21 protein-coding genes and 2 pseudogenes are annotated in these 23,302 nt (G+C 47.0%); 15 read left to right on the top strand and 8 right to left on the bottom strand.

Annotated elements, in window-relative coordinates; translation table 11 throughout:
• Positions 1-66: 66 nt before the first annotated feature.
• From yycF to J7E78_RS15630, 5 genes are all read left to right on the top strand, one after another.
• Positions 67-789: a response regulator YycF gene (gene yycF / locus J7E78_RS15650; protein ID WP_017691453.1), complete on the top strand. Its 723-nt coding sequence runs from the start codon at positions 67-69 to the stop codon at positions 787-789.
• Positions 789-2,639 (top strand): cell wall metabolism sensor histidine kinase WalK, encoded by a 1,851-nt coding sequence (gene walK / locus J7E78_RS15645; RefSeq protein ID WP_215077172.1) that lies wholly within the window; start codon positions 789-791, stop codon positions 2,637-2,639. Before yycF ends, walK begins: the two co-directional genes overlap by 1 nt.
• Positions 2,623-3,903 (top strand): YycH family regulatory protein, encoded by a 1,281-nt coding sequence (locus tag J7E78_RS15640; RefSeq protein WP_215077171.1) that lies wholly within the window; start codon positions 2,623-2,625, stop codon positions 3,901-3,903. The genes walK and J7E78_RS15640 overlap by 17 nt, the downstream gene beginning before the upstream one ends.
• 312 nt (positions 3,904-4,215) lie before the next feature.
• Entirely contained in the window at positions 4,216-4,959 is a 744-nt protein-coding gene (gene yycI / locus J7E78_RS15635; RefSeq protein ID WP_036612041.1) for a two-component system regulatory protein YycI, read from the top strand.
• Positions 4,960-4,965: 6 nt separating this feature from the next.
• Entirely contained in the window at positions 4,966-5,772 is an 807-nt protein-coding gene (locus tag J7E78_RS15630; RefSeq protein ID WP_215077170.1) for an MBL fold metallo-hydrolase, read from the top strand.
• Here the strand turns inward: J7E78_RS15630 and J7E78_RS15625 are convergent.
• On the bottom strand, positions 5,741-5,953 hold the full coding sequence (locus J7E78_RS15625; RefSeq protein WP_079348410.1) for a hypothetical protein: 213 nt from the start codon (positions 5,951-5,953) through the stop codon (positions 5,741-5,743). The genes J7E78_RS15630 and J7E78_RS15625 overlap by 32 nt on opposite strands.
• A 723-nt stretch (positions 5,954-6,676) precedes the next feature.
• Between J7E78_RS15625 and J7E78_RS15620 the strand changes: the two genes are divergently transcribed.
• The 4 genes from J7E78_RS15620 (at position 6,677) to rlmH (ending at position 10,016) form a co-directional block, all read left to right on the top strand.
• A complete protein-coding gene (locus J7E78_RS15620; protein WP_215077169.1) occupies positions 6,677-7,954 on the top strand; it encodes a S1C family serine protease in 1,278 nt (425 codons plus the stop codon).
• 294 nt (positions 7,955-8,248) lie between these two features.
• Positions 8,249-8,773: a hypothetical protein gene (locus J7E78_RS29430; RefSeq protein WP_251035072.1), complete on the top strand. Its 525-nt coding sequence runs from the start codon at positions 8,249-8,251 to the stop codon at positions 8,771-8,773.
• A 347-nt stretch (positions 8,774-9,120) separates the two neighbouring features.
• Positions 9,121-9,288, top strand: a complete 168-nt coding sequence (locus J7E78_RS15610) for a CxxH/CxxC protein (protein WP_017691462.1) — start codon at positions 9,121-9,123, stop codon at positions 9,286-9,288.
• A 248-nt stretch (positions 9,289-9,536) separates the two neighbouring features.
• Positions 9,537-10,016, top strand: coding sequence for a 23S rRNA (pseudouridine(1915)-N(3))-methyltransferase RlmH (gene rlmH, locus J7E78_RS15605; RefSeq protein WP_076252167.1), 480 nt, complete (start codon positions 9,537-9,539; stop codon positions 10,014-10,016).
• 162 nt (positions 10,017-10,178) lie between these two features.
• On the opposite strand, the pseudogene J7E78_RS15600 reads toward rlmH, so the two are convergent.
• Both J7E78_RS15600 and J7E78_RS15595 read right to left on the bottom strand, forming a co-directional pair.
• A pseudogene (locus J7E78_RS15600) lies at positions 10,179-11,389 on the bottom strand (MFS transporter).
• 25 nt (positions 11,390-11,414) lie between these two features.
• Positions 11,415-12,650 carry an MFS transporter gene (locus J7E78_RS15595; RefSeq protein WP_215077168.1) on the bottom strand — a complete coding sequence of 412 codons (1,236 nt, stop codon included), beginning with the start codon at positions 12,648-12,650 and terminating at the stop codon, positions 11,415-11,417.
• 164 nt (positions 12,651-12,814) lie between these two features.
• Between J7E78_RS15595 and J7E78_RS15590 the strand changes: the two genes are divergently transcribed.
• From J7E78_RS15590 to J7E78_RS15570, 5 genes and pseudogenes are all read left to right on the top strand, one after another.
• Positions 12,815-13,687 carry a LysR family transcriptional regulator gene (locus J7E78_RS15590; RefSeq protein ID WP_251035071.1) on the top strand — a complete coding sequence of 291 codons (873 nt, stop codon included), beginning with the start codon at positions 12,815-12,817 and terminating at the stop codon, positions 13,685-13,687.
• 1,237 nt (positions 13,688-14,924) lie between these two features.
• Positions 14,925-16,463: a GNAT family N-acetyltransferase gene (locus J7E78_RS15585; protein WP_215077167.1), complete on the top strand. Its 1,539-nt coding sequence runs from the start codon at positions 14,925-14,927 to the stop codon at positions 16,461-16,463.
• 18 nt (positions 16,464-16,481) lie between these two features.
• A complete protein-coding gene (locus J7E78_RS15580) occupies positions 16,482-17,375 on the top strand; it encodes a nitrilase-related carbon-nitrogen hydrolase (RefSeq protein ID WP_215077166.1) in 894 nt (297 codons plus the stop codon).
• A 54-nt stretch (positions 17,376-17,429) separates the two neighbouring features.
• Positions 17,430-17,612 (top strand): hypothetical protein, encoded by a 183-nt coding sequence (locus J7E78_RS15575; protein ID WP_215077165.1) that lies wholly within the window; start codon positions 17,430-17,432, stop codon positions 17,610-17,612.
• Between the two features lie 350 nt (positions 17,613-17,962).
• Positions 17,963-18,434, top strand: a pseudogene (locus tag J7E78_RS15570) (transposase); the annotation flags it as partial.
• 548 nt (positions 18,435-18,982) lie between these two features.
• Here J7E78_RS15570 and J7E78_RS15565 read toward each other — a convergent pair.
• The gene (locus tag J7E78_RS15565) at positions 18,983-19,900 is read right to left on the bottom strand and encodes an alpha/beta hydrolase (RefSeq protein ID WP_215077164.1); all 918 of its coding nucleotides are present in this window, start codon (positions 19,898-19,900) and stop codon (positions 18,983-18,985) included.
• A 165-nt stretch (positions 19,901-20,065) separates the two neighbouring features.
• Here J7E78_RS15565 and J7E78_RS15560 point away from each other — a divergent pair, with 165 nt between their 5' ends.
• Positions 20,066-20,620 carry a TetR/AcrR family transcriptional regulator gene (locus J7E78_RS15560; RefSeq protein ID WP_215077163.1) on the top strand — a complete coding sequence of 185 codons (555 nt, stop codon included), beginning with the start codon at positions 20,066-20,068 and terminating at the stop codon, positions 20,618-20,620.
• Between the two features lie 207 nt (positions 20,621-20,827).
• Here the strand turns inward: J7E78_RS15560 and J7E78_RS30025 are convergent, their stop codons facing one another.
• The 4 genes from J7E78_RS30025 to J7E78_RS15540 all read right to left on the bottom strand — a co-directional run bounded on the left by J7E78_RS30025 (position 20,828) and on the right by J7E78_RS15540 (position 23,102).
• Complete coding sequence (locus J7E78_RS30025; protein ID WP_397330579.1) at positions 20,828-20,932, bottom strand: IS3 family transposase; 105 nt, start codon at positions 20,930-20,932, stop codon at positions 20,828-20,830.
• Between the two features lie 18 nt (positions 20,933-20,950).
• Positions 20,951-21,361, bottom strand: a complete 411-nt coding sequence (locus J7E78_RS15550; RefSeq protein ID WP_215077161.1) for a DDE-type integrase/transposase/recombinase — start codon at positions 21,359-21,361, stop codon at positions 20,951-20,953.
• 222 nt (positions 21,362-21,583) lie between these two features.
• The gene (locus J7E78_RS15545; protein ID WP_215077160.1) at positions 21,584-22,036 is read right to left on the bottom strand and encodes a HEAT repeat domain-containing protein; all 453 of its coding nucleotides are present in this window, start codon (positions 22,034-22,036) and stop codon (positions 21,584-21,586) included.
• A gap of 91 nt (positions 22,037-22,127) precedes the next feature.
• The gene (locus J7E78_RS15540) at positions 22,128-23,102 is read right to left on the bottom strand and encodes a YndJ family transporter (RefSeq protein ID WP_215077159.1); all 975 of its coding nucleotides are present in this window, start codon (positions 23,100-23,102) and stop codon (positions 22,128-22,130) included.
• Positions 23,103-23,302 lie beyond the last annotated feature (200 nt).

The raw sequence follows: 23,302 nt of genomic DNA, 5'->3' as shown, positions 1-23,302 counted from the left end.
CTAAACATAGAAGAGAGATATAAACGCTAACGCGGATTAAGCAGGATATAGGGGTGAACTTAGCCGATGCAGGGGAAGATTTTGGTGGTGGACGATGAACAGCCCATCGCGGACATTCTGAAGTTTAATTTGGAAAAAGAGGGCTACGAGGTCATCTGTGCATTTGATGGCATTCGTGCGGTTGAACTGGCGTTATCCGAGAAACCGGATCTGATGCTGCTGGATCTGATGCTCCCGGGCAAGGACGGTATGGATGTCTGTCGTGAGGTGCGCGCTCATCTGGAGATGCCGATCATCATGCTTACCGCCAAAGATGGCGAGATCGACAAGGTACTCGGATTGGAATTGGGTGCGGATGATTACGTGACGAAGCCGTTCAGTACGCGTGAGTTGCTTGCACGGGTGAAGGCACAGATGCGCAGACGGCAAAAGCTTGCGATTACGGCAGAAGCGCACGAAGACGAAGAGAAGCAGGTCATGCGGCTATTTGATCTGGCGTTTGATATGGACATGTATACAGCTTACAAAGGCGGGGAACCGCTCGATCTGACCCACCGTGAGTATGAACTTCTCTATTATATGGCGAAGCATTCCGGCAAGGTTATGACACGAGAACATCTGCTGCAAGCGGTATGGGGATATGAATATTTCGGCGATGTACGTACCGTGGATGTTACGATTCGTCGTCTGCGTGAGAAGATTGAGGAGAATCCGAGCAAACCGGAAACGATTCTGACACGCCGCGGGCTCGGTTATCTCGTGCGCAGTGCCAAAAGCGTGGGGATATAATGGGCCGATTCTCGCGATTCTCGTTCTTCCGAACGATTCAGGCGAAATTGATCATTATCTATGTACTGCTGATTCTGATTGCGATGCAATTGATCGGCGTTTATTTTGTGAGCGCGATGAAGAACTCACTAACGAGCAACTTTACGGAAGACTTGCAGGCGCGTGCGGAGATGCTGTCGGTTCTCGTGGGGGAGACGATGGCGGGTGGAGAAGCAGAGGCAGGCGAGGACAAAACGGAAAATCTGCGTGTACTGGTAAACAACCTGTTCAACATTAACGGTGCTGAGATTCAGGTGTTGGATGCTAGCGGCAAAGTACTGACGACCTCGCTAAGTTCACATTCGGATTATGTGGGGCGAAAAAATACTCAGACCGTCGTCAGCCGTGCGCTGCAAGGCATTCGGGACAATGAGGAATATATCGTGGACGAGGATAATGTTCGCAAAAAGGTCGTCGCCAAGCCGGTGCTGTCTGGCGGCAAGATCATTGGCGCGGTCTACATCGCGGCATCCATGAACGAGCTGTATTCCACGATGGAGGGAATCAACAAAATCTTCATCTCCGGCATCCTGATTGCCCTGGTGTTAACCGCGGTGCTTGGCGTGATCCTATCCCATACGATTACGCAGCCGATTAAGGAAGTGACTCGGAGAGCGACAGCGGTCGCAGAAGGTAACTTTGATCAGCAGACACCTGTATTTGGCACGGATGAGATTGGTCAGCTCAGTCGGGCTTTTAACTATATGACCAGCAGGCTTCGGGATGCACTTTCACTGAATGAAGAGGAGAAGGAGAAGCTCACCTCCATTCTGACGAATATGAGTGATGGTGTGGTGGCTACGGATGAGTACGGTAAAGTCATTCTCGTAAACCGTCGTGCCAGCAGCATTCTGGGTATGCATCCTGCGGATATTGAAGGAAGACACTTTGCCATATTACTCGGCATTGATCCGGAGGATGCGGAGGCCCTTGCGAGTGGTTTCACAGGTTCAACGCTGCTGCAGATTGCACCCGCAGGACAAGAAGAACCTGTGGTCATTCGAATGACGTTCACACCGGTTCATCGGCGTGAACGGGGGATCACGGGAACGATTGCTGTACTTCAGGATGTTACCGAGCAGGAAGAGCTTGAGGCATCCCGGCGTGAATTCGTGGCCAATGTATCCCATGAACTGCGTACACCACTGACTACGATCAAGAGTTACGCGGAAGCGCTGGATGACGGTGCACTGGAAGATCCGCAGCTTGCTGGTCGTTTCGTTGGTGTTATTCAGAACGAGACGGAGCGAATGATACGACTGGTTACGGATCTGCTGCATTTATCGCGGCTTGATTCCAAAGAGGCCATGCTACGGAAACAGCCAACCGACATCCTGGAAATGCTGGAGGAAGTGACGGATCGATTCTCGTTCCAGATGCATCAGAAGGATATTCAGCCTGTGTTATCTGTGGAGAATGATATTCCGGCTGTTCCACTGGATCGGGACCAGATTGATCAGGTGCTGGATAATGTCGTGTCCAATGCGCTGAAATATACATTGGAAGGCGGCACCATTACGATTGCAGCTAGACGCAGTGATGAACATACACTTGCCATCTCGGTATCGGATACCGGAATGGGTATCCCACAGCGTGATTTGGATCGCATTTTTGAGCGGTTTTATCGGGTGGACAAGGCTCGTTCCCGCAGTATGGGAGGCACAGGGCTGGGACTGTCCATTGCCCGGGAAATTGTGAAGGCACATGATGGCAGCATCTCTCTGGAGTCTGAGGTAGATGTGGGCACGACAGTAACGTTCACACTGCCGATGCGCGAGGAAGGGGGTGAGCACCGTGAAGGAACGGATTAAATCCCTGGTGCTTGCTGCCCTTGTTGTAGCCAGTCTGGTTCAGAGTTATTTCCTGATCTACCGTTTGCCCGGAGGCGGGGATTCCATTGTGACGTCAGAGACGAATTATGTGAAGACGGAAAATATGGGTCAGGAACGCAATATTGAAGAATTGATCTTCCCCGATCAGATGATTATTCATCTGGGCGAGGATAAACATACGGTGTTTTACCCTGGCAATACGTTCTATCAGTTGATCTATTCACGGTTACAGGGGCGAGCGTTCGATGATTTTCAGCGCCGCAGTGTGCAATCGGTGAATTGGAATCAGATTCGCAAGGAGAATCCTGGATTTGAGCTTTCGTTCAAGGAAGGAATCCCCGTAGCATTGTTACAGCGGGTGATGAGACTGGGGACAGATTCTTTGTTCCAAGGGGAGACCATTAACCGAATCTCGATCTATACGTCCAAAAATGAAACGAAGGCCCATGCGCTGTTCTTCAGTGCCAAGGGAGACGTGGTATACGAAGCAACCCAGGCGGACTTAACGGTACAGGACGTGCAGCAGCATGTCGACTTTGGTACGAACTGGACGCCATATACCTTGATGGAAGGCGGGTATTATATCCCGGCGGAAGCTCTGGAGACGATTGAGGCGGATGTGCCCACAGGTCAGTTCACGGTTGAGCAGATGCAACGCAGTCTGTTCTTCGATCCAAGCATGACCCGGAACATCCGGGAAAAAGATGGATCGGAGATCTACACGGATAGTAAACGTAGTCTGCAGGTAAAACAGGAACAGCGCTGGATCAGTTACACCGATCCGGCGGCACCGCCTGCGGGACAGATTGATCCTGCGAAGGATGCGTTGTCTGCAGTTGATTTTGTGAATCAGCATGGTGGCTGGAAAGGCCGTTCGCGCATGATGCTGGGGACCGCGGACAGCAAGACACGGCTTGAATTCCAGCAGTATTATGGCAGCTATCCGATTATGGATTCCATGCAGTTCCGCTTTGGCACGATCAGTATGGAGATGCAGCAGGAGACGGTATCCAGCTATGAACGATCACTGGAATATCTGAACGAAGGTGCAGAGACGAAGAAATCGGTAAAGTTGCCCGGCGGAGACAAGCTTAAGGCTCTTATTAAAAAGGTGGCAGGTGAGAACCGCCAGGTCGTGGACGTGTACCCGGCGTATCGTCCTTCTACGATTGAGGACGGACTAAAGCTGATCCCGGTATGGGTGATTCGCTTTGGAAATGGTGAGGAGACTACCGTATCTTAATGGGTTGTAGTCTTTGAACCAAAGAGTAGCTGTACTTTATCACTACGCGTACAGAATAACCTTCCGATCGCTGTTACCCCCAGATTTCTTGAATTCCCTTTTAACACGGGAGAAATCTGGTGGTGAAGGCGAGGCAAGTGCTTCCGAAGTAGTTTTCTTTCAGAAAGCTTTTAGCTCCGCTTCTTCAGGTTATTTCTGCCCTCTCCGTTGTCGTATAGTTTTAAGTTCAAAGGCTATAAACGGCCAGTTCCGGTGGAAGGGTAGGCAATTTGAGAAAGTATTTCAGCCAGTTAACTGAAGGAGGTGGATGTTTTGGATTGGGGACGGGCGAAAAATGTGTTGATCTATGCCTTTCTGCTGCTCAATCTGGTGCTGGGATACCAGATCTGGATGGATGCGCGGGAGACGGCCGGAGCCAATCTGGACTTCACCTCACTGGCAGATAATACACAGCAGGCGATGGAAGAGAAGGGCATTCAGGTGCTGGCTCCAATTCCGAATGAAACGCCGAAGCTGCCAAAGTTGTCCTATGAGTTCATTGAAGAGGACAAGGCTGGCGTGGATATGGAGCTGGAACAGCCTGTAGATAGCAAGCTGATCTTCTCGCAGAGTGAGCTGGAAGATGCATTAGAACGTGAGATTCCACAGATCGGGACATACCGGCTGGATCAGCTGATGGCGGAGGACGGGGCTTTTGTACTTCACCCACTGGTGGATGGCAAATGGCCGCTCTTCAATGTGAGTCTGGAGCTATTCTATAGCGACCAGAAAATAACGGGTTACCGTCAGACTCCAGTGCGGATTACGACCGCAGAGGAGAGCGATCAGCAGGTGCTTCCGGCGTCGAAGGCGCTGGGAACGCTGATCGAGAATTTTTTGCCAAACGATGCAATTGTCAAAGATATTCAGCTGGGTTATTACGGCCAATTGTTCAATTCAGATATACAGGTAGCGATGCCGGCGTGGCGGTTCGTGCTGGAAAGTGGCGAAGTGTTGTACGTGCAGGGCATCAGTGGGGATGTATTCAGTCCCAAGACAGACAAACCAGGGGAGTAATGCGTTATGGGGATATATTTTACCGTGTTGTCCAGCGGTTCGACAGGGAATGCTACCGTTATACAGCATGGGGGCACGTCGCTCATGATTGACGCGGGTTTCAGTGCAAAGCGGCTGGAGGCACTGTTTCAGGAACGGGAGATTTCGGGGGCAGAGCTGGACGGCATTTTGGTTACACATGAACATTCCGATCATATTAAAGGACTAGGACCGATATCTCGGAAATATAATTTACCGATCTATGCGAATACGAATACGTGGGCGGCACTGGAGAAGTCGGTTGGGGCGATTCCAGAGGAAAACCGGAGGGTATTTGAGACGGGTGAAAAGCATGATTTTGGGTCACTGCGCGTGGAATCCTTCGGGATCTCGCATGATGCAGCTGAGCCTGTAGGGTACACATTCGATGATGGTACGGAGAAGCTGTCTGTTGCAACCGATCTTGGGTACATGAGCGACAAGGTACGCGATGCGATCTCTGATTCCGATGTGCTGGTGCTGGAGGCGAATCATGATGTCGAATTGCTGCGTATGGGGCGTTATCCGTGGAACACCAAGCGCCGGATTTTGAGCGACATTGGGCATTTGTCGAACGAAGCGGCAGGGGCAGCGCTTAGTGAACTGATGAACGGACGCATCAAGCGCACGTATCTGGCACATCTTAGCCGAGATCATAATATGATGGACCTCGCGAAAATGTCGGTGCGCGACGCGATGGAGAGCCGGGGATGCTTTTATCGGGATCATGAGTTCAAACTCTGTGATACGTATTACGACCGTCCTACGCCATGGGATAGGGTGGGTGAGCCATAAAGCTGTCGAGTTCGGTGGCTTTGCGCTCGACTTCCTCGCGGGTTAGGATGCCTTTATCGATAAGCAGTTCGATGATGGTACTCAGGGCAAGGGTATTCCGATAGTGTTCTTCCTTGAGATCGGCCAGCTTGGCCGCCATATGAACTTCATCCATGGCTGTGAGTGTACGCGTGCGATCCATATATATCCTCCTCTATGAAGCTTCGAATTGTCTTTTACTATTATTGTAGTCAGGCTTGATGGAAAACATTCCTCTTTTTGCAGCTAACATTTGTGTGATAAGGCGTGTATGCTGAACCTGTGACTATGCAGGCGAAAAAAGTTCTTCAAATTTCCCGAAATGGCGCTTAGCGGACCGGATTTTGTGGTGATAGATACTATGGACCTTTATTGTTAAGCGCGAGATAGCAGAAATTTGCTTTAATTTTCGTAAATATGCAACTTTTTGTGATTTGACGTGTTTAGTATATGAGGAGCATTGTGATTTTGGCTGTTTTGCGTGTGAAATGGCATGTCATAGAATGCGAGAGCATGATTGATAGAGTCACTGACAGAATGGCGTGTCCGTTCTGTTGTACATAGACGCTGTATCCTGTTTTGATGCGGGATGCGGCGATATGCAAGACCATTTTATAAAAATGCAAAAAAGCATGAGAAAGCGAGAGGTTATTTACGGTAACGCACGTAACGGAAGACACAGAACGAGGCTGGAGAAGCGTAGCGTTCGCCTTTATGAACAAATTTTACCTTGGAAAAGGGAATACAAAAAATTTGTGAGTAACAGCGATTGAAAGCTCGGCTGTGGCTGGAGTGGGGGAACGTAAGGACACCAATGTTGATCCATGCGACAACTTAGGCGGCAGTCAGGGTCTTGATGCGTGACAACGAAGGGGAGAGGATCACGATGGGATTGTTTGGAGACGATTTTTATTCAACCAAAGTATCAAGACGCGCCGAACCTGAACAGAAAGGCAAACTTCAGATCATCCGCCCTGGAGGCAGAGCACGTGGACGTGACCGCTGGAGCAATCCGCGCAGATCGCGTACGGGAATTAGTTCCACAGTGAAAGTAGCTGTGATTAGCTCGGTGATCAGCTCCATCGTGACCGTCATGCTGTTTAGCTTCATCACACAGCCCGCTTCGTTACCGCTGGTTAAAGCTACAGGTAATGGTAGTGGAGGCGGTGCACAGACAGCGCAGGCAGCTGATCCATACGATCGGATTATCCAGGCAGCCGCACACGTTCGTCCTTCCGTGGTGAGCATTGTGAACCATAAAACGGGTAGCAGTCTGTCGATGGAAGATTCGGCGTTGGGCTCAGGGGTCATTTTCAAGAAGGAAGATGGCAAGGCTTATATTATGACCAACCACCACGTCGTGGAGGGTGCGAGTGATCTGGAGATTGTGACCGTGGATGGGGAGACACATAAGGCAAAGCTGGTCGGTAAGGACCGTGTGAGCGACATTGCGGTATTATCCGCAGAAGACAAAGGGCTGGGTGCGGTTGCGGAGATCGGCGATTCCAGCAAACTTCAGCGTGGTCAAACGGTGCTGGCGATTGGAAACCCGCTCGGTCTGGGCGGTACGCTGACATCCGGTATTGTCAGTTACACGGATCGTATCCTGCCTGTATCGATTAACCAGGATGGGGTGTACGACTGGGAGCAAAACGTGATCCAGACGGATGCGGCAATTAACGAAGGCAACAGCGGTGGTGCGCTGGTCGATCTGAACGGCAAAGTGGTTGGTATTAACACGATGAAAATCTCGGATACAGGCGTTGAAGGCCTCAGCTTTGCCATTCCGATGAACGAAGTGATGAAAACGGTAGATTCTCTGCTGCTGAACGGCAAAGTATCTCGTCCATATCTGGGTGTGTACACGGTGGATCTGAGCAACCCTTATGCACCATTGGATGACGAGCAGCGTAAGGATCTGAAGCTGCCATCTCAGGTGGACAGCGGTGTGGTTGTGCTGGAAGCATCGGGTCCGGCATCCGAAGCCGGCATGAAGCTGAATGATGTCATTACGGAATTTGACGGGCAAAAAATTACCTCCACGCTGGATCTGCGGAAATATCTGTATGATCAGAAGAAGATTGGGGATACGATTGAAGTGACCTTCTACCGGGATGGCAAAGCGGAGAAAGTATCGGTGAAGCTGACGGATAAACCGGAGTAGGAACGTTTAACGGGGCCTATACTGTTGCGTTGATTGAAATAGGGAAAGCTAGAGGAGTGATCAGATCAACTGACCACTCTTTTTTAGTTGTTATGGTTGGACGTATGCATTCGACAGTAAATGAGTAGATCAACCATTTTTATGTTCTCATGATCAGTTAGACCCGGAGCCAAAGGAGCAGATACATAAGACTCGGGCTGTGGTAAACTGTTGTCAATATGTTAGGACGGTCGTTGATGCAATAACATCTGTTTGTCGATCTAATTTTATTTCAGAATGGAAGGGGTATTTTTGATGAAACATTTGAAGAAAAAGATGCTTGGGGGAACGAGCTTGGCGCTGTCGCTGTTTATGCTGTCTGCTTGTGGTTCCGAGGTAGCTACAACAGGAGCATCTGTGGATACAAGTGCTCTGCAAGAGAAGATTACAGGGCTGGAGAAGAAACTGGTGGAACAGGGAGCCAAGAGCAGTGAGCAGGAGCAAAAGATCGCAGAGCTTGAGGCCAAGTTGAATGAGCTGAGAACAAATGTGATTGCGGTAGGTGGGGCTAGTGGTCAAACGCCTGTAGCCTCGGGAAACAACGGGTCGGCCGGGAAAGGCGATGGGGTGCTGATTACCTTTGCCCAGTATGAGAAGCTTGAGGTTGGCATGTCGGTGGAAGATGTCATTGAGATCCTTGGCGGCGAAGGTGAAGCGCTGAGTGAAGCGGAGAATATGGTGGTGTACAACTATAAAGGTACAGCTGGCAATGGTGCCAATGCTGTTATTGCTTTTCAAGGCGGGAAGCTGTTGACGAAGGCTCAGTCGGGATTGAATTAAAAGAGTATGGGTTAGAGGCTATTCTTAGAATGGATTGGAACAGAATAGGGAAATACGTAACTCTGTTTTCGCAATTCAGGCGTAGGCGCAGGATTCATTTGCTATGTTGAGTGATTGTTCTGTTTCAGGAGCATTCTTTTCGTGGTACCGTGCAGGTATCGAGAAGAATGCTTTTTGTGTTCTTTTACGGCGTACGGAGGGGTTTGGGAGATGTTGGGTGCGATAAATTAGGGCTGGGGGTTTCTTTTCGGTGGCAGGTGTGATAGAACTGAGAAGTGGCTATCCTGTAATAGGATAAGCGGTTGTGAATCGGGAACATAGCTGGTTACAGAAAGGATGCTTAACGGATGTACGTTGTATGCAAAGAACACGTGGACATTGCCATCGACATGTTTGTCGATGAGTATGAGGACGCTCCAGATATCGTTGATCTGAAGGAGACGGAATTTGCCGACTGGGACCCGCCTGCGAAGTGCGCCGAGTGCGAACAGCACGCGGAATTCCTCGTCGTTTAGCGTACTGTAGGATTTAGATGGCTGGGGGCGTGCTTAATGTGGCGCTTTGGGCTGACTTTCCATCCGGTATGAACATCACAGCAAGAAGCCAAGGAGAGCGTGATGAGCGCTCTTTTTGTGTTTGTGGGAGAATCTCGTTAGAATTTGAGAAATGTGTAGTATAGATAATGTGAGTTGGAACGAACGATGCTATGAAGCATCTTATTTATAGAATATCCCGCAAGACAATAGAGGAGGAATGGATCTTCATGTTTATTCAGATTATTGGCGTAGGCAAATTGAAGGAAAAATATTTGACGCTGGGCATTCAGGAATATGCCAAGCGGCTCGCCCCGTACATCAAGTTTCAGATGATCGAGGTCGCAGACGAAAAGGCGCCCGATACCCTGAGCGAAGCTGAGGTTCGGGCGGTAAAAGAGCGCGAAGGCGAACGTATCCTCGCGCATGTGAAGAGCGAGGCGCACGTGGTCGCGCTCGCGTTGGATGGCCAGCTCTGGAGTTCTGAAGAGCTGGCATTGGAGATCGACAAGCTCGGCACGTATGGGACGAGCCATGTCGTGTTTGTCATCGGAGGAAGCCACGGGCTCTCCGATGAGGTATTGCGCCGCGCGAAGCAGCGCTTGAGCTTCGGGCGCATGACCCTGCCGCATCAGCTTATGCGGCTGGTGTTGGTGGAGCAGATTTATCGCGCGGTGAAGATAAATCGGAATGAACCTTACCATAAATAATGGATAAACTTTTCGGTAGGGCAGAACCATTGGGTTAATGTATCAGAGCCACGAAGTTTAAAAAATAGTGCCAGCATGTTAATGGCGAGAGCCATCAAGTATATGATGGCAGAGCAGTGATTCTTGAACTAACGGCTTACCTCGGCTTGGTACGAATTACGCCTATGCGCGCTCTTTGGCAGAAAAACCGTGTTTCTTGGCAACCAACGAAACGATGAAGGCAATAAGCATGAGAATAAGCAATGTCCATGGGAAGGAAAGGACACCAAGTGATTCGAGAAGAATCCCACCGACCAAGCCGCCGCCGCTAATGGCCAGATTCCAAGCTGTCACAAGCATGGACTGGGCAACATCCGCGCTCTCGCCGGCAGCTTCGGCCAATGCCGTTTGCAATAGAGTTGAGGCCCCTCCGAATGTCAATCCCCATATGGAAATACTTATATAAACGACAATGAGCTGTTGACTGCCAATACCGAGTGCCAAAGAAGCCGCAGCAAAGCCAAAGTTGCTAATCAATACTAATAAACGCAGCCAACGGTCGATCAAAATGCCTGTTATTCAAATCCCGACAACAGAAGTAATGCCAAAAATAAGCAGGACAAAACCTATTCGGCTGGCAAGCCCGGCTTGTGCCAGATAGGGTGCTATATAGGTATAAAGAATATTGTGGGCTAGCACCCAAATCAAAACGACTAGCAAAATGGGACGTACACCGGCAATCGTGAAGACCTTAATTAGAGGAATCCGCTGATGGGTAGCTTGTCCGGGGAAATCTGGCAGTTTCCAGAGTACCCAAAAGACAATGCTACCGTCAGCAGGGACATAATTCCAAAGACCGATCGCCAGCCCACAAGAACGCCAAGGAAAGTTCCAACTGGGACACCGAGAGCAAGAGCCAGCGGAGTGCCTGACATGGCTATCGCCATAGCTCGTCCTTTTAATGAATCCGGCACCATACGACGGGCATAACCCGCGATCATTCCCCACAGCACGCCAGCGGATACGCCTGCAAGGAAACGGGCAACCAGCGTAAGCATGAAGTTGGAAGATAACGCCGTAATGGTGTTAAACACAAGAAAACCAATGATGCAGAGCAATAGTAACGGCCGTCGTCGCCATCCACGCGTCGCAGCTGTCAAAGGGATTGCGGCTGCCAGAGAGCCCATGGCATACACTGTGACAAGTTGACCAGCAAAAGCTTCTGATATTCCGAGCCCCTCGCTGATTTGAGGCAAAAAACCGGCAGGAAGGGTCTCGGTTAGGATACAAATAAATCCTGTCATAGAGAGTGCCAGTAACCCGGTCCAAGGGAGACGTTCTGATGCAGATGTGCCCTTAGTAGTATGCTCGGCAGAAGTAAGGTTTGAATTCATTCTGGAATCACCTCTCACGATAAATTTATAAGCTTCGGCCGATAGAAGGACCAAGCTTAGAGTAAACGAAAAGGAGTGCACTTACAGACAGTACGGTTAAAATTACAGCAAAACTAACAGTCCCGAATGCCAGCCCTTTACCATCAATAAGAAAGCCGGTGCATACAGGCAATAAGGCAGCCGGAATATATCCTCCCATATTTAAAACAGCATTCGCCTCTGCTCTGCGGTGCTCAGGGACATGAAGGCCAATGAGCGTCAATCCGCCTAATTGGCCAAGTCCCTGGCCCATACCGGCAAAAATGGCGGCTAATATAAATAACGGTACCGAGGAGGCAGTAACTGCTGCAACAAGACCAATCATGGATAGGATCGTGGCTATAGCTCCTATGATGAAGATCGTGCGGACAGAAAATTTGTTGAGAGCGAATTGAATCCCTGTGGCGGTTAAAAACATGACACATGCTGTACTGCCTGCTACCAGTGGATTGGTTACGTCAAGAACCTTCGCCAGCAAGGAAGGCCCTAAAGACAGAATGAAAGATGTTGCCGTGATTCCCGGTGCAAAAACAGTAATTCCGAATACGAGATGCAGACGATTACCTGAAGGGACGCCGGGTAAAAGCAGCCTCCGATTTTTTGGATGAAGCAGATTGGTATTTCTTTTGGGAAGCGTCCCTGCAACAAAACATGCGCTGACTAAAAGCATGGTCTGAATGATGAACAGGGGAACGACCGGTTGAGTCATGACGCTGGACAGTATGCTTGATAGCAAGGGACCGAGGCCAGCACCCAACACCATGGATACGGATGCTGCAAGGGATGCCTGTTGTTTCAACTTCGCTCCTCCCGCATCCACAACGGAGGCCATCCCCGCTGAGACCATGACGCCGACGGCTACCCCTGACAAAAAGCGGGCTGTAAGAAGTGCTATGACGGAAGGTGCAGTGGCAAACAGCAAGCAGGCTATAATAGCTGCTGTGATCCCAGGGAATAAAACGGGCTTGCGTCCAAATCGGTCTGACAGTTGACCCGCAATAATAAGTGTAAGGAGCAGTCCAACAATATAAGAAGCAAAAATCAACGTGAGCGTGCCGTTGGAAAAGTTGAATTTCTGCTGCCAATACACATAGAGCGGAGTAGCTGAATTAGAGAGAACGAAGACGGCTGTTACCATCCAGGCGGTGATCCATATGCGCCTGAATGATTTTCGTTCTTCCAATAAGGATGAACGATTATCTTGCTCAGCATGAATATTCATGATATAAACCTCTTTCCTAAATCCACTTTTTAATAAAAGTGTGGTCGATAGTAAATAATCTGCTTCACGTAAGCAGGAGTTGTATTTTATCATAAGGTATGTTCTACTATAACTGAAATATCTTTATATCATAAGGAGAATAACCAAATGGTTATGATGAAAATATGAATATGAATCATCTTGAAGTGTTTATGAAGGTCGCGGAGAAGTTGAATATTACGGAGGCTGCTAAAGCACTGTTTATTTCCCAACCGGCTGTTAGTAAAGCTTTGAAAAATTTAGAAATATCTTTACAAGTGAAGTTGTTTATTCGAGACAAACAGAATGGATTAATGCTTACAGATATTGGGGAAGAAATGTTGATCCTGGCTAGGAAAATGAAGGAAATCGAAAATAAAATGGTTCAACTCGCTTGTCAGGAGAACAAGCTTTTGCGCGGCAAGGTGAAGATCGGATCATTTCCGGCTGCCTCCACAAACTTGCTGCCGGAAGTGATATGTTTATTCCGCTCCCAATATCCGCAAGTCACGATTGAGCTTATGGAAGGAACCTCTAATCAAATTAAACAATGGGTGGAAGACCGAACGGTTGAAATAGGGATTATCGCTTCTCCCTTCGATCATTTTAACTTTAAAATCCTGGCGAATGATTACATGGTAGCCATTGTACCGGAGAATCATCCTTTAAAATCACAAAGCGAGATTAACCTGGAACATTACAGAAATGATTTTATTTTTTGCAAAGGTGGACATGAATCCGCTGTGTTGAACACATTTCACGAGAATGATGTTTCTTTCCATGAGAGTCTGACTGTCCAAACGGCCGAAACCTTAATCCAAATGGTCCAAAAAAATCTGGGGATCGGCATTATATCTCATTTTACGCTTACTTCTGTTCCGCATCACTTGATTGTCAAAGAGATTGTTCCTCGGATCACGCGGGATATCGGGATTGTGGCGCATTCCTTTGATGAAGTGACAACAGCAGCCAAGCAGTTTATAAGTGTAATGGGTCAATTGTATGGTGAGAGGATTTAATGTGAAGAGGCGAATGAACAATGCATTAAATTTGACGATGACAAGCTTATATACCCCATTCAATATTGTGCGTATTCTTGCGGGGTCTCATCAAGGGCATTACGTTGGTAGAAATTTAGCCGTTATAGCGTGTAAGCTGAACCGTACCACAAGTAGGGCGAAATCTTATGTGTTAATTGTTTACATGTATTAGATCTAGCCCAAGGTGGTAGCAGTTCTGATCACCCTGGACTAGATCATCACTAGAGCGGGCTTGTTATGCTTATTAGTTGAGAAAGTGGATAAGGGAGTCCCTAATCCGGTAGAGTGAAAGTTAAGTGAAAAAATGAATATATAGGAAATTAAGTGCGAATTATCTGTTTACTTCTTTCTTCAGAGGTAATAAGTGTATGTTAGAATATATGTATTAATCATTTTTTAGTGTAATTTCACAATGTATTTTGATGGGTTTTCTAGACAATAGATGGTACAATAGATGGTACAACACTCCTAATAACTTCGGTGATAATGATCATAAAATTCGTTATTTTTAGTAACTTAGTACTTAGAAAGTCATAATGTAATGCTGTTCTTGAACTTTTGTTTTGAGAAACGTGTTTTTGGGTTGATGACTAATTATATTTTTCATCATAGAATAAAAAGAGGGATGTATGTAGTGAAGATTATATGTGTACTTGTATGAGTTAGCCATATTCATCCCACACTATGTAATGGATACAATGAAGGAATGTGCAGATAATGGCAAGAGCAGATTTACTAAATAAGCCTTGTTATTGTGGGCTCTAGTGGTAATACTAAGTTATTTCACAGAACCGTCGAAGCATTATTGCCGAGGAACGCAGTAAGCAACATAATGTACTTGCAGAAAGGCTGGAAGAGAGCTTAAATCAAAACTAGTAGTGAAAGAGAATGGTTCTTCCCGGATCTTCGGAAAAAAGGCTGGGAATTGAGAGGTCCATCATTTGATGGTCGTTTGGCTTCGCTCAGAACCTCGGAGGCTTACCTTAGTTTTTTACGGTTATCGCGTTCAAGGCAATCACCCTACTAATTCGAGCTCGTTAAACCGCCCCTGCGCCGCAGACAAAGGAAGTGCCGATTCGTCAAAAAAAGTGTTATTACGATCATTTCCGCATTTTCCGTCCCACAAATAATAAAACCGCTACATCCCGATTCTAGGGACAAGAAACAATGTGGTTTAATATAGTTAATACACATTTATAAAAGGGGTCCCATTTCTATGACAACCGATCAAATCTCGCAATTCGAAAAGAAAATTATTATCCGAAACATTGAACGCGAAGATTTCGATAATATTATCGCGTTGCAAAATATTTGTTTTCCGAACATGAGTCCCTGGAAGCTGGATCAACTGGAAAGTCACGTCCTTACGTTTCCCGATGGTCAAATATGCGTCGAGCTCGACGGTGAAATTATCGGCTCCTGTTCTAGCCTCATTGTGAATTTTGACGATTATTTGGAGCAGCATACGTATTCCGAAATCACGGACAAGGGTTATATTCGCAACCATAATCCCCGGGGCGGGAATCTCTACGGGATGGAAGTCATGGTGCATCCAGATTTCCGTCGCATGAAGATCGGCAGAAGGTTATACGAGGCAAGGAAACGGCTGGCGGAGCAGCTTAACCTCAAGAGTATTATCGTAGGGGGACGCATCCCGGGGTATCACAACTATTCCGATAAGCTGTTACCAAGAGCTTACGCGGAAGAAGTGTTGCAGCAGAATATCTACGATCCGGTGCTGACTTTTCAGATGATGAACGGATTTACGCTGAAGAGGATCATTACCAATTATTTGTCCGATGACGCCGATTCCGAGAATTTCGCGGCCCTCTTAGAATGGAATAATATCGAATACAAGCCGAGCATCAACAAGACGCTTTATAAAATGTCTTTCCCCGTCCGCATTTGCGTGGTCCAGTATATGATGAAGAAGATCGATTCTTTCGAGGAATTCGCTAACCAGTGCGAGCATTACGTGGACGTGGCATCGGATTACAAGTCCGATTTCGCCGTTTTCCCGGAGAACTTCACCATGCAGCTGCTTTCCTTCTTGGATGAACGGTCTCCGAGCTTGGCCGTCCGCAAGCTTACGACTTATACGACCAACTATGTGGAGTTATTTTCCGAACTCGCGGTCAAATACAACGTAAATATCGTAGGCGGCTCCCACTTCGTTGAGAACAATAACCGGATTTACAACGTCGCTCACTTGTTCCGCCGGGACGGCTCAATTGAGCAGCAATACAAGCTACATATTTCTCCGAACGAGCGGAAGTGGTGGGGCATCAACGGGGGTAGCTCACTGGGGGTGTTCGACACGGATTGCGGTAAAATATCGATTCAACTCAGCAGTGACATCGAGTATCCGGAGTTGTCCCGTATCGTCGCGGAGGAGGGAGCGCAGATTATATTCGTTCCTTTCTGCGCGGAAGATCGGCAGACGTTCCTGAGGGTGAAGTACTGCGCACAAGCCAGAGCGATTGAGAACCAAGTGTTCATTGTGACCGCGGGAACGGTAGGAAATCTAACCCATGTGGACAACATAGACGTTCAGTACGCCCAGTCCGGTATCTATACGCCGGCTGATTTCTCCTTCTCTCGCGACGGCATCGCGGGGGAGTGCAGCGAGAATACGGAGACAGTCATCATGGCTGAGGTAGACATGGAAACGCTCGAAAGGTACCGTAAGTCCAATGATGCATTGTCGTTCAAGGATCGCCGGACGGACATTTATTCCTTACAAATTCGTACTTAAAACATACTAGAGGTGAATATGAAAAAGTTAACGATAGCAACTACGCAATACGGTCTCACCGATATCCGTACCGAAAAAGAGTTCTGGACGGGAATCGATATGAAGGTTCGGGAGGCTGCCGAGCAGGGCGCCTCCATGATCGTGTTCCCGGAGTACATGACGGCTCACTTGCTAAGCTTAGAGCCATCGATGATGCACGATGAAGCGTGTTATTTTCTGGACGGGCTGACGGATAAATATATCGAGTTCTTCGGAGAGTTAAGCCGAGAATGCGATATTGCCATACTAGCAGGGACGCATATTTGCTTAGAGGAAGAGAGCAAGTACTCGAACAAGGCATTCCTCTTCTTTTCAGACGGACGGGTGGAGACGCAGAGCAAGGTGCATCTTACGCCGGAGGAGCAGATTCGCTGGCCACTGGTTGCGGGTGACGAGCTTAACGTATTCGACACGGAGTGGGGCAAGATGGCGATCTTGACCTGTTACGACATCGAGTTTCCGGAGCTGGCGAGGGCAGCCGCACTTCGTGGTGCGGAACTGCTTCTATGCCCTTCCTATACCGATAATTCCTTCGGGTACCATCGCGTGCGGCATTGCGCCCAAGCGAGGGCGATCGAGAATCAGCTGTTCGTCGTATTGAGCGGCCTCGTCGGATCCTTGTCCGAGGATCGTCCGCAGGTGGACATGGGGTTTTGCCAAGCGGGCATATTCACCCCATGCGATCTACCGTTCGCTGCGGATGGCATCTTGCAGGTCGGAGAAACGAACGAAAACAGGACGGTGCTGGCCGAACTTGACTTCCACAGGCTCCGAGAGAATCGTGAACGCGGAGCGGTAGCACCCTTATACGACCGCCGCCCCGATCTATACGAACACCAGAAGACGCTACTCGAAAAGCCGTTGGCCCCTTGAGAAGGAGGGGGATGAATTCTTTGGATTACAGCCTGCTGAGGGTGGAAATACGCTGTGATTATATGGAAATATAAAAACATTTCAGATAAACCTATTGGGGCTTTTTCACAACCATCACTTAGAATAGTTAATAGTAATGGAAATAAGTATGATTCGGATATAAGAGCAACAAGTTTTTTAGAAATGAGTGGAGAGGTAAGCTGTTATGCTTATTTCTCCGCTCTTTATTTATACTAGACGGATTGCATTTCCTTGGTGGGTTGTTAATGAGATTGAGGGCTGATTTTAGTTCATCATCAGTTTAGTATAAAAAGAATTATGGAATTACATCGGAATCTATCCACTTACAACATACCCCTTGAATTTATCTTATATATAATATTTTACCATTTAAATAAATTTTAGAGAATAAAAAATGGCGAAAAATGATGAGATATGTCCCCATGCTATTTAGCATATGTTCTACATCAGCTGGGATTAACTTAACTTATCATTAATAGGAAATTCATTTCACATCTTGAAATTTCATACCAATTTATTGGCCTCATTATGAAAAAGGTGATAGGAAACAACTTCAACATTGATTGAAAAGCTGCGAAACCGGTATGGAAATTGATACCGTCAATGGAGACACTGCCTATTCTGAGAAAGGTAATATTCAATATGCCAAACAAAATGAGTTACAACTCGTATCGAAATTACACCCGCAGATTACTCAACACGTATTACTTTGATATCGAAAAGTGTAAGCAATCCCTATTAAAGAGGGTTGTTATTAAGAAGGAGCAAAATCAAAAACTTATTTGGTAAGTATCAAATAAGCAGAACATAGCGAACAGAAAGATTTTCCAAGAGGATGAATACTTCAAAGAAAAAGCCAAAGAACGCTATAAAATTGAAGCGAAAAATAGCGAATTGAAACATAGACACGGGTATGATGTTGCATCTTCCTCGGGTCTCGTTGGCATGCAAATGCAGGGGGCGATGGCCATATTTACTGTCAATCTCAAAAGAATATTTATTTCAATTTATTCTTTATTCTACAAAACAAAAACATAAGTTTTTCAGTGGCCTCAACTTCGAAACCTTATTTTTTATGTGTGTACAACGCTGGTTATTAAGACGGTTAAAAGTTTCGCCCTATAAATGTTACGCTGAACCCTACCACAAATAACGCTAAATTTGCGAGTATTGCTTTGAGCTTCGAAGGCAATTCCTCATTGATGAGGGATAATCGTGGTGATAAAGTAGATGTATGTTCCGAATGGCATCACCTGCTTCAGCGCCTCCTCGGCCCCCTTTACGTTCGTGGTGAACACGCGATCGAAGTGCGCCTCCTCGATGCCGCCGATCGTGCGGATCCGGATATTCCTGCGTTGGCAAATATGCCGTCGACCCTGCCGTGTTCATGCCGGATACGCTCGTTGAGCCGATCAAGGTCGTCGCATCCGTTCGCGCGTTACGGCATCGCTGCCCCGCGTTCCAAGTTTAAAAAGAGCGGTTATTATCTTCGAAAATAAAACCATATAATAAACGCCACATTACTGAGAGGACGCATCCAGATGCCCTGGATGCGTCCATTTATGCACAGCAACTATGCTAGATCCTTAGAGATTTGCCTGATAGAAAGCCCCTAATTTTTCAATGGCTTGGCCGACCGGCTCCGGCTGATCGTACAGGTCATAGTGGCTGGCCCCATCTATAACGAACAGATCCTTATTCCTGGAAGCCGCCCGGTTATAAATTTCATGGCCATCCTTATATGAACCATACGCGCCTTGAACGCCGCCGACAATGACCTGCAACGGCTGAGTCAACAGACTTTCCGCTAAATGGAACGCATCGAAGCCGATGATCGCGTCCACGCTTGTGAATTTCAATTTGTTGGGAGAATTGGGGTTCTGACCTCTTGGCGTACTGTAGTAATCAACCGCTCCTACAAGGTCGATATCCGTCATGCCGGCTTCCTCTCTCTCGGCATGACTATTAGGAATCCACTGGTTGACCATAGGCTCGGCTCCGCGCGCTTCCGCAGTGCGCTGCCGAGCGACTGCCTCGAGGATTTGGATCGGATCGCCTTCTCCACGATATCCCCGGCCGATATTAATACCGACGACAGTACCGACTGCCTTAATGCGGCGTTCCGTCATTGCGGCATTCACCGCGTATCCGCCTCCTGCGCAGACGCCCAACACGCCTATGCGGTTTTCATCGACGTAATCCAATGTCGTGAGGTAATCCACCGCCGACCGGATGTCTTCAACGCGGGCAGCGGGGTATTCGGCATAACGAGGCTGCCCCTCGCTCTCTCCTTGATAGGATGCATCGAATACAATAGTTGCATACCCCAGCTCCGCGAGCTTCTGGGCATAAGTGCCCGCGGTTTGCTCTTTGCAGCTGCTGCCCGGATGAACGCAAACTATAGCAGGAAGCTGTTTCATTCCGGCATGCTCAGGTACATATAGAATGGCTGCCACCTGCAGACCCTGAGCGCGATATTTCACTTCTTTAGCAATTGTGGTCATGGTTAGAACCTCCCTAGGGTTTAAATACACTTGTGAATATTAATTCATTTGTGTATATTTACTTTAAAGTGCAATTGACGCTGATTCAATTACCACATTGCGTGATCTGTGTGTTAATACACATCCAGCTATTATTGGGCAATAAATAAAGGAGATCTGCGCTGAATGGAAAAGGTTGATCGCAGGGTGATCAAGTCTCGGCAAGCTATTCAAACGGCTTTTTTGCAAATGCTGTATCAAGAAGGGTTTGACGAGATTACAGTCCGGGCACTGACCGAGAAGGCCAACATTGGCCGTAAAACGTTCTACTTGCACTACACGGATAAGTACGATCTGCTGGACCGGATCATGGATGAACATCTCGCACGATTGCGAGAAATAAGCGAGCAAAAAAAAGATACCGGAATTACAGAAGGCTCGATTATATGGTTTTCTTATTTCGAGCAGCATAAATCATTTTTCGCCGCATTGTTTAACAGTAAAGAGGCCTCATCATTTCGTAAAAGACTGTTGGACTTTACGATGGGGGAGATCAGCAGCAAGATAGATCCAGCTTCTAATCCAATGATCGATAAGCATATCTTATTGAAGTTTTTGGGAACCGCAACGATGGGAGTGCTAGAGTCTTATGTACTCGATGAGCTGGGTCGGGATATCGAATCTGTAGCAGCGCAGGTGGTGCAGCTCTATACGCGTTTGAATCCCGTGAGCATGCGATAACAAGCATGATGCAGTAGGGAAACTTCAAGTGAAGTATTCGCATTTTGAAGAAAGGCGATTGGTCAAGGTACATTTTCATTAATGGAAAGGAATTTAGGGCTGCTAAGAATAATGTTCGTGCAAAATATGCCATTAGAGACTATACAAATATTATTCGATCGATCCTTTTTGAATGTAATTTGGACTATGTGGATTTTCAACATTAAATCAGACAACTTTTTTAAGAACTTCTTGGCGATACTGTACAGGCGTGATGTACCCTAGTGATCCAAGAATTCGCTGCTTGTTAAACCAGTTGACGTAATCGTACAATTCCAAGTGACGGAGATTTCAGAATTCCATCTGGTAAATAAACTCCGATTTCATGACCTTATAGGTGGCTTCGGCCACGGCATTATCGTAGAGGCATCCTTTCTTGTTGAGTGATCGGCCGATGCCAAACGCGCCTAGAAGCTGGTCCATCGTATGGGTTTTAAACTCATTTCCACGATCCGTATGAAACCATTGGATTTGGCTCAGATCACCTTCTACCGTTGCAAAGGTACGCGAAACCAGAGCAGCGTCCTTATGTGGACCTGCACTGTGGCCAATGATTTCCCGATTGAAAAGGTCAATGAGGACACAAATGTAGTGCGACCGATACCCGACCTTCACATAGGTGAGATCGCTTACCACGAAGCGCTTCGCTTCCGTCCGATCAAACTCATGATCTAATTCATTCGCCGTTGTCGCCTCTTGCATTCATACTTCAAAGTGCTAAAGAGTGAGATGAAATCTGGTGACAATCAAAATAATAAGAAATAAAGAAGCCACTCCATTTTTCTGGAGTGGCTTTGTACTCAGCTATTATACGGTGAACGGTATAATAGCGATCGTGATAAAGCAAAGGGTCGAGTTAAAGTTTCAAAGTTACATCAGCCCGATGGAGACTGTGTAAAGACTACATTGTAGCTTGAACGAGGGCTATTTTCTACCTAGTGTCTCCCAGATACCATGGAGCCAGGAGTCGAACTCAGCATCTTTGTCGCCCTCGTAAGTGTCATAGAGATCCAGACGTGTCTTTTGCAGTTTTTCCTTAAATTCCTCAAATGTGTGACCTTCAGGAAGGCTTTTTTTAATCCGTAGCAAAATTTTGTTAGTACCTTTAAACAGCTCACCTTTGTTTTTGGCAGGCATTTGTACATCTTCATCCAACTGCTTGAGCTTGTGATATGCGGCTTCGCGCAGCTGGAACACTTGATCATTTTTCAAAACATGCTGAAGCAACTTAATGGTAGGGGCTGTGTTCCAGTTCCCCAATTCGTTCACCGCATTCAGTCTGTCTCTCCAGCTTGACGTCCGATTAGCCGCTCGTTTGAGCTCTTCAAAGTTCTCCGGTAGTTCGTTAACTGCTTCAATATCATGGTTGTTCGTCAAAATTCAATCTCCTTAATCATCGCCATCTCGGCAGAATGATGAATGTTATTTATGTGATCACTATTATAGCACGAACCTGACTAAACTACTCCTATGAAGCCGATTGGGTAGCCTTTTCCTTAATGAAGCCTAACATATACACCCAACCAATCAGTCCACATAAAACAAAACCAAACGCATGCAGAGATCCATAAATGGGAATAAAATCGAGTATGGTTAAGGAGTACATATTTTTCAGTAACGGATAGAAGATGGAAATGACAACAACCGTGTAAAAGGCTAGGCAAGAAAGGCCTAAGAAGAAGGCTGCCTTAATATCCAAAGCGTTTTTTCTCAAGTAAGTAAGGAGATAAGCGGTGTAAACCACAATATTGCAGGCGAACAAACTGACACCAATGTATTCAATTGGCTTGGAGAAAATCATACCAATCGCAATCAAAATGGGTCCGATGATATCGATCGCAACGACCCAGGGATACCAGCTTTTCTTCGTCATGATGCGTCCCAGTGCACCAATAAAAATCGGAACGATTGCAGACGAAAAATGAAAGTGAACTGAGCTTAATGCGTGAGTTGCAGGATTAGCCTGGAAAAGGTTTACTTGATATTGATATAAGGTAAACCAGATGCCTCCGATAAAAAAATAAACGAGCCCCGCACCAATCGCTATTTCCGCTGCTTTTCCTTTAGAGATCACAATCGTGGTCAGGCCATAGATGCCAAGCAGCAATGTGAACAGTAGCCATCCAAGAGACAGAATCCCTGGAATTTCCGTACTTTCTAACCCCCACATCCTGCTACTCATTACCGAGGCGAGGGTAAGAAGCGCAGCGGGAAATTGAAGCCATTTCATAACAGCATAAATCATTCGTTGATGTTTATTCTTTTCGTCATGGTTCAATAGTAAATTCACAAGAGGTACAATGACAAAAGCCGCAAAAAGCAGAAATTTCTCAACAAGTTCGAATTGGAAGTAATCAAGGTAAAATATCAGAATGGTTATGATTCCACCGGGAAACACTGGTGCTACTAATGATTTCATTCGTTGCTTCAAGGAACTATTCATGGGGTTTCCTTTCTAACTACGTTTATCGTAATAACTGTCTACATCCAGTTGTGTAGCGTTCTTTAGTATAGATCGGCAATTCTTCTTTTAGTAGTCTAACACATTTATTTGTCAATATATGAAAAAAAGCCTAACTCATCGGACGTTAATAAACGATCTACTTCCTTAGGAAACAAAAAAAGAGCCGCGCATCCTGCGGC

Origin of the sequence: Paenibacillus polymyxa, assembly GCF_018614975.1 — a bacterium.
In the GTDB taxonomy this organism is placed as follows: Bacteria; Bacillota; Bacilli; order Paenibacillales; family Paenibacillaceae; genus Paenibacillus; species Paenibacillus polymyxa_E.
The sequence above is the reverse complement of the archived record's forward strand: the minus strand, read 5'-3'. Positions and strand labels throughout refer to the sequence as shown.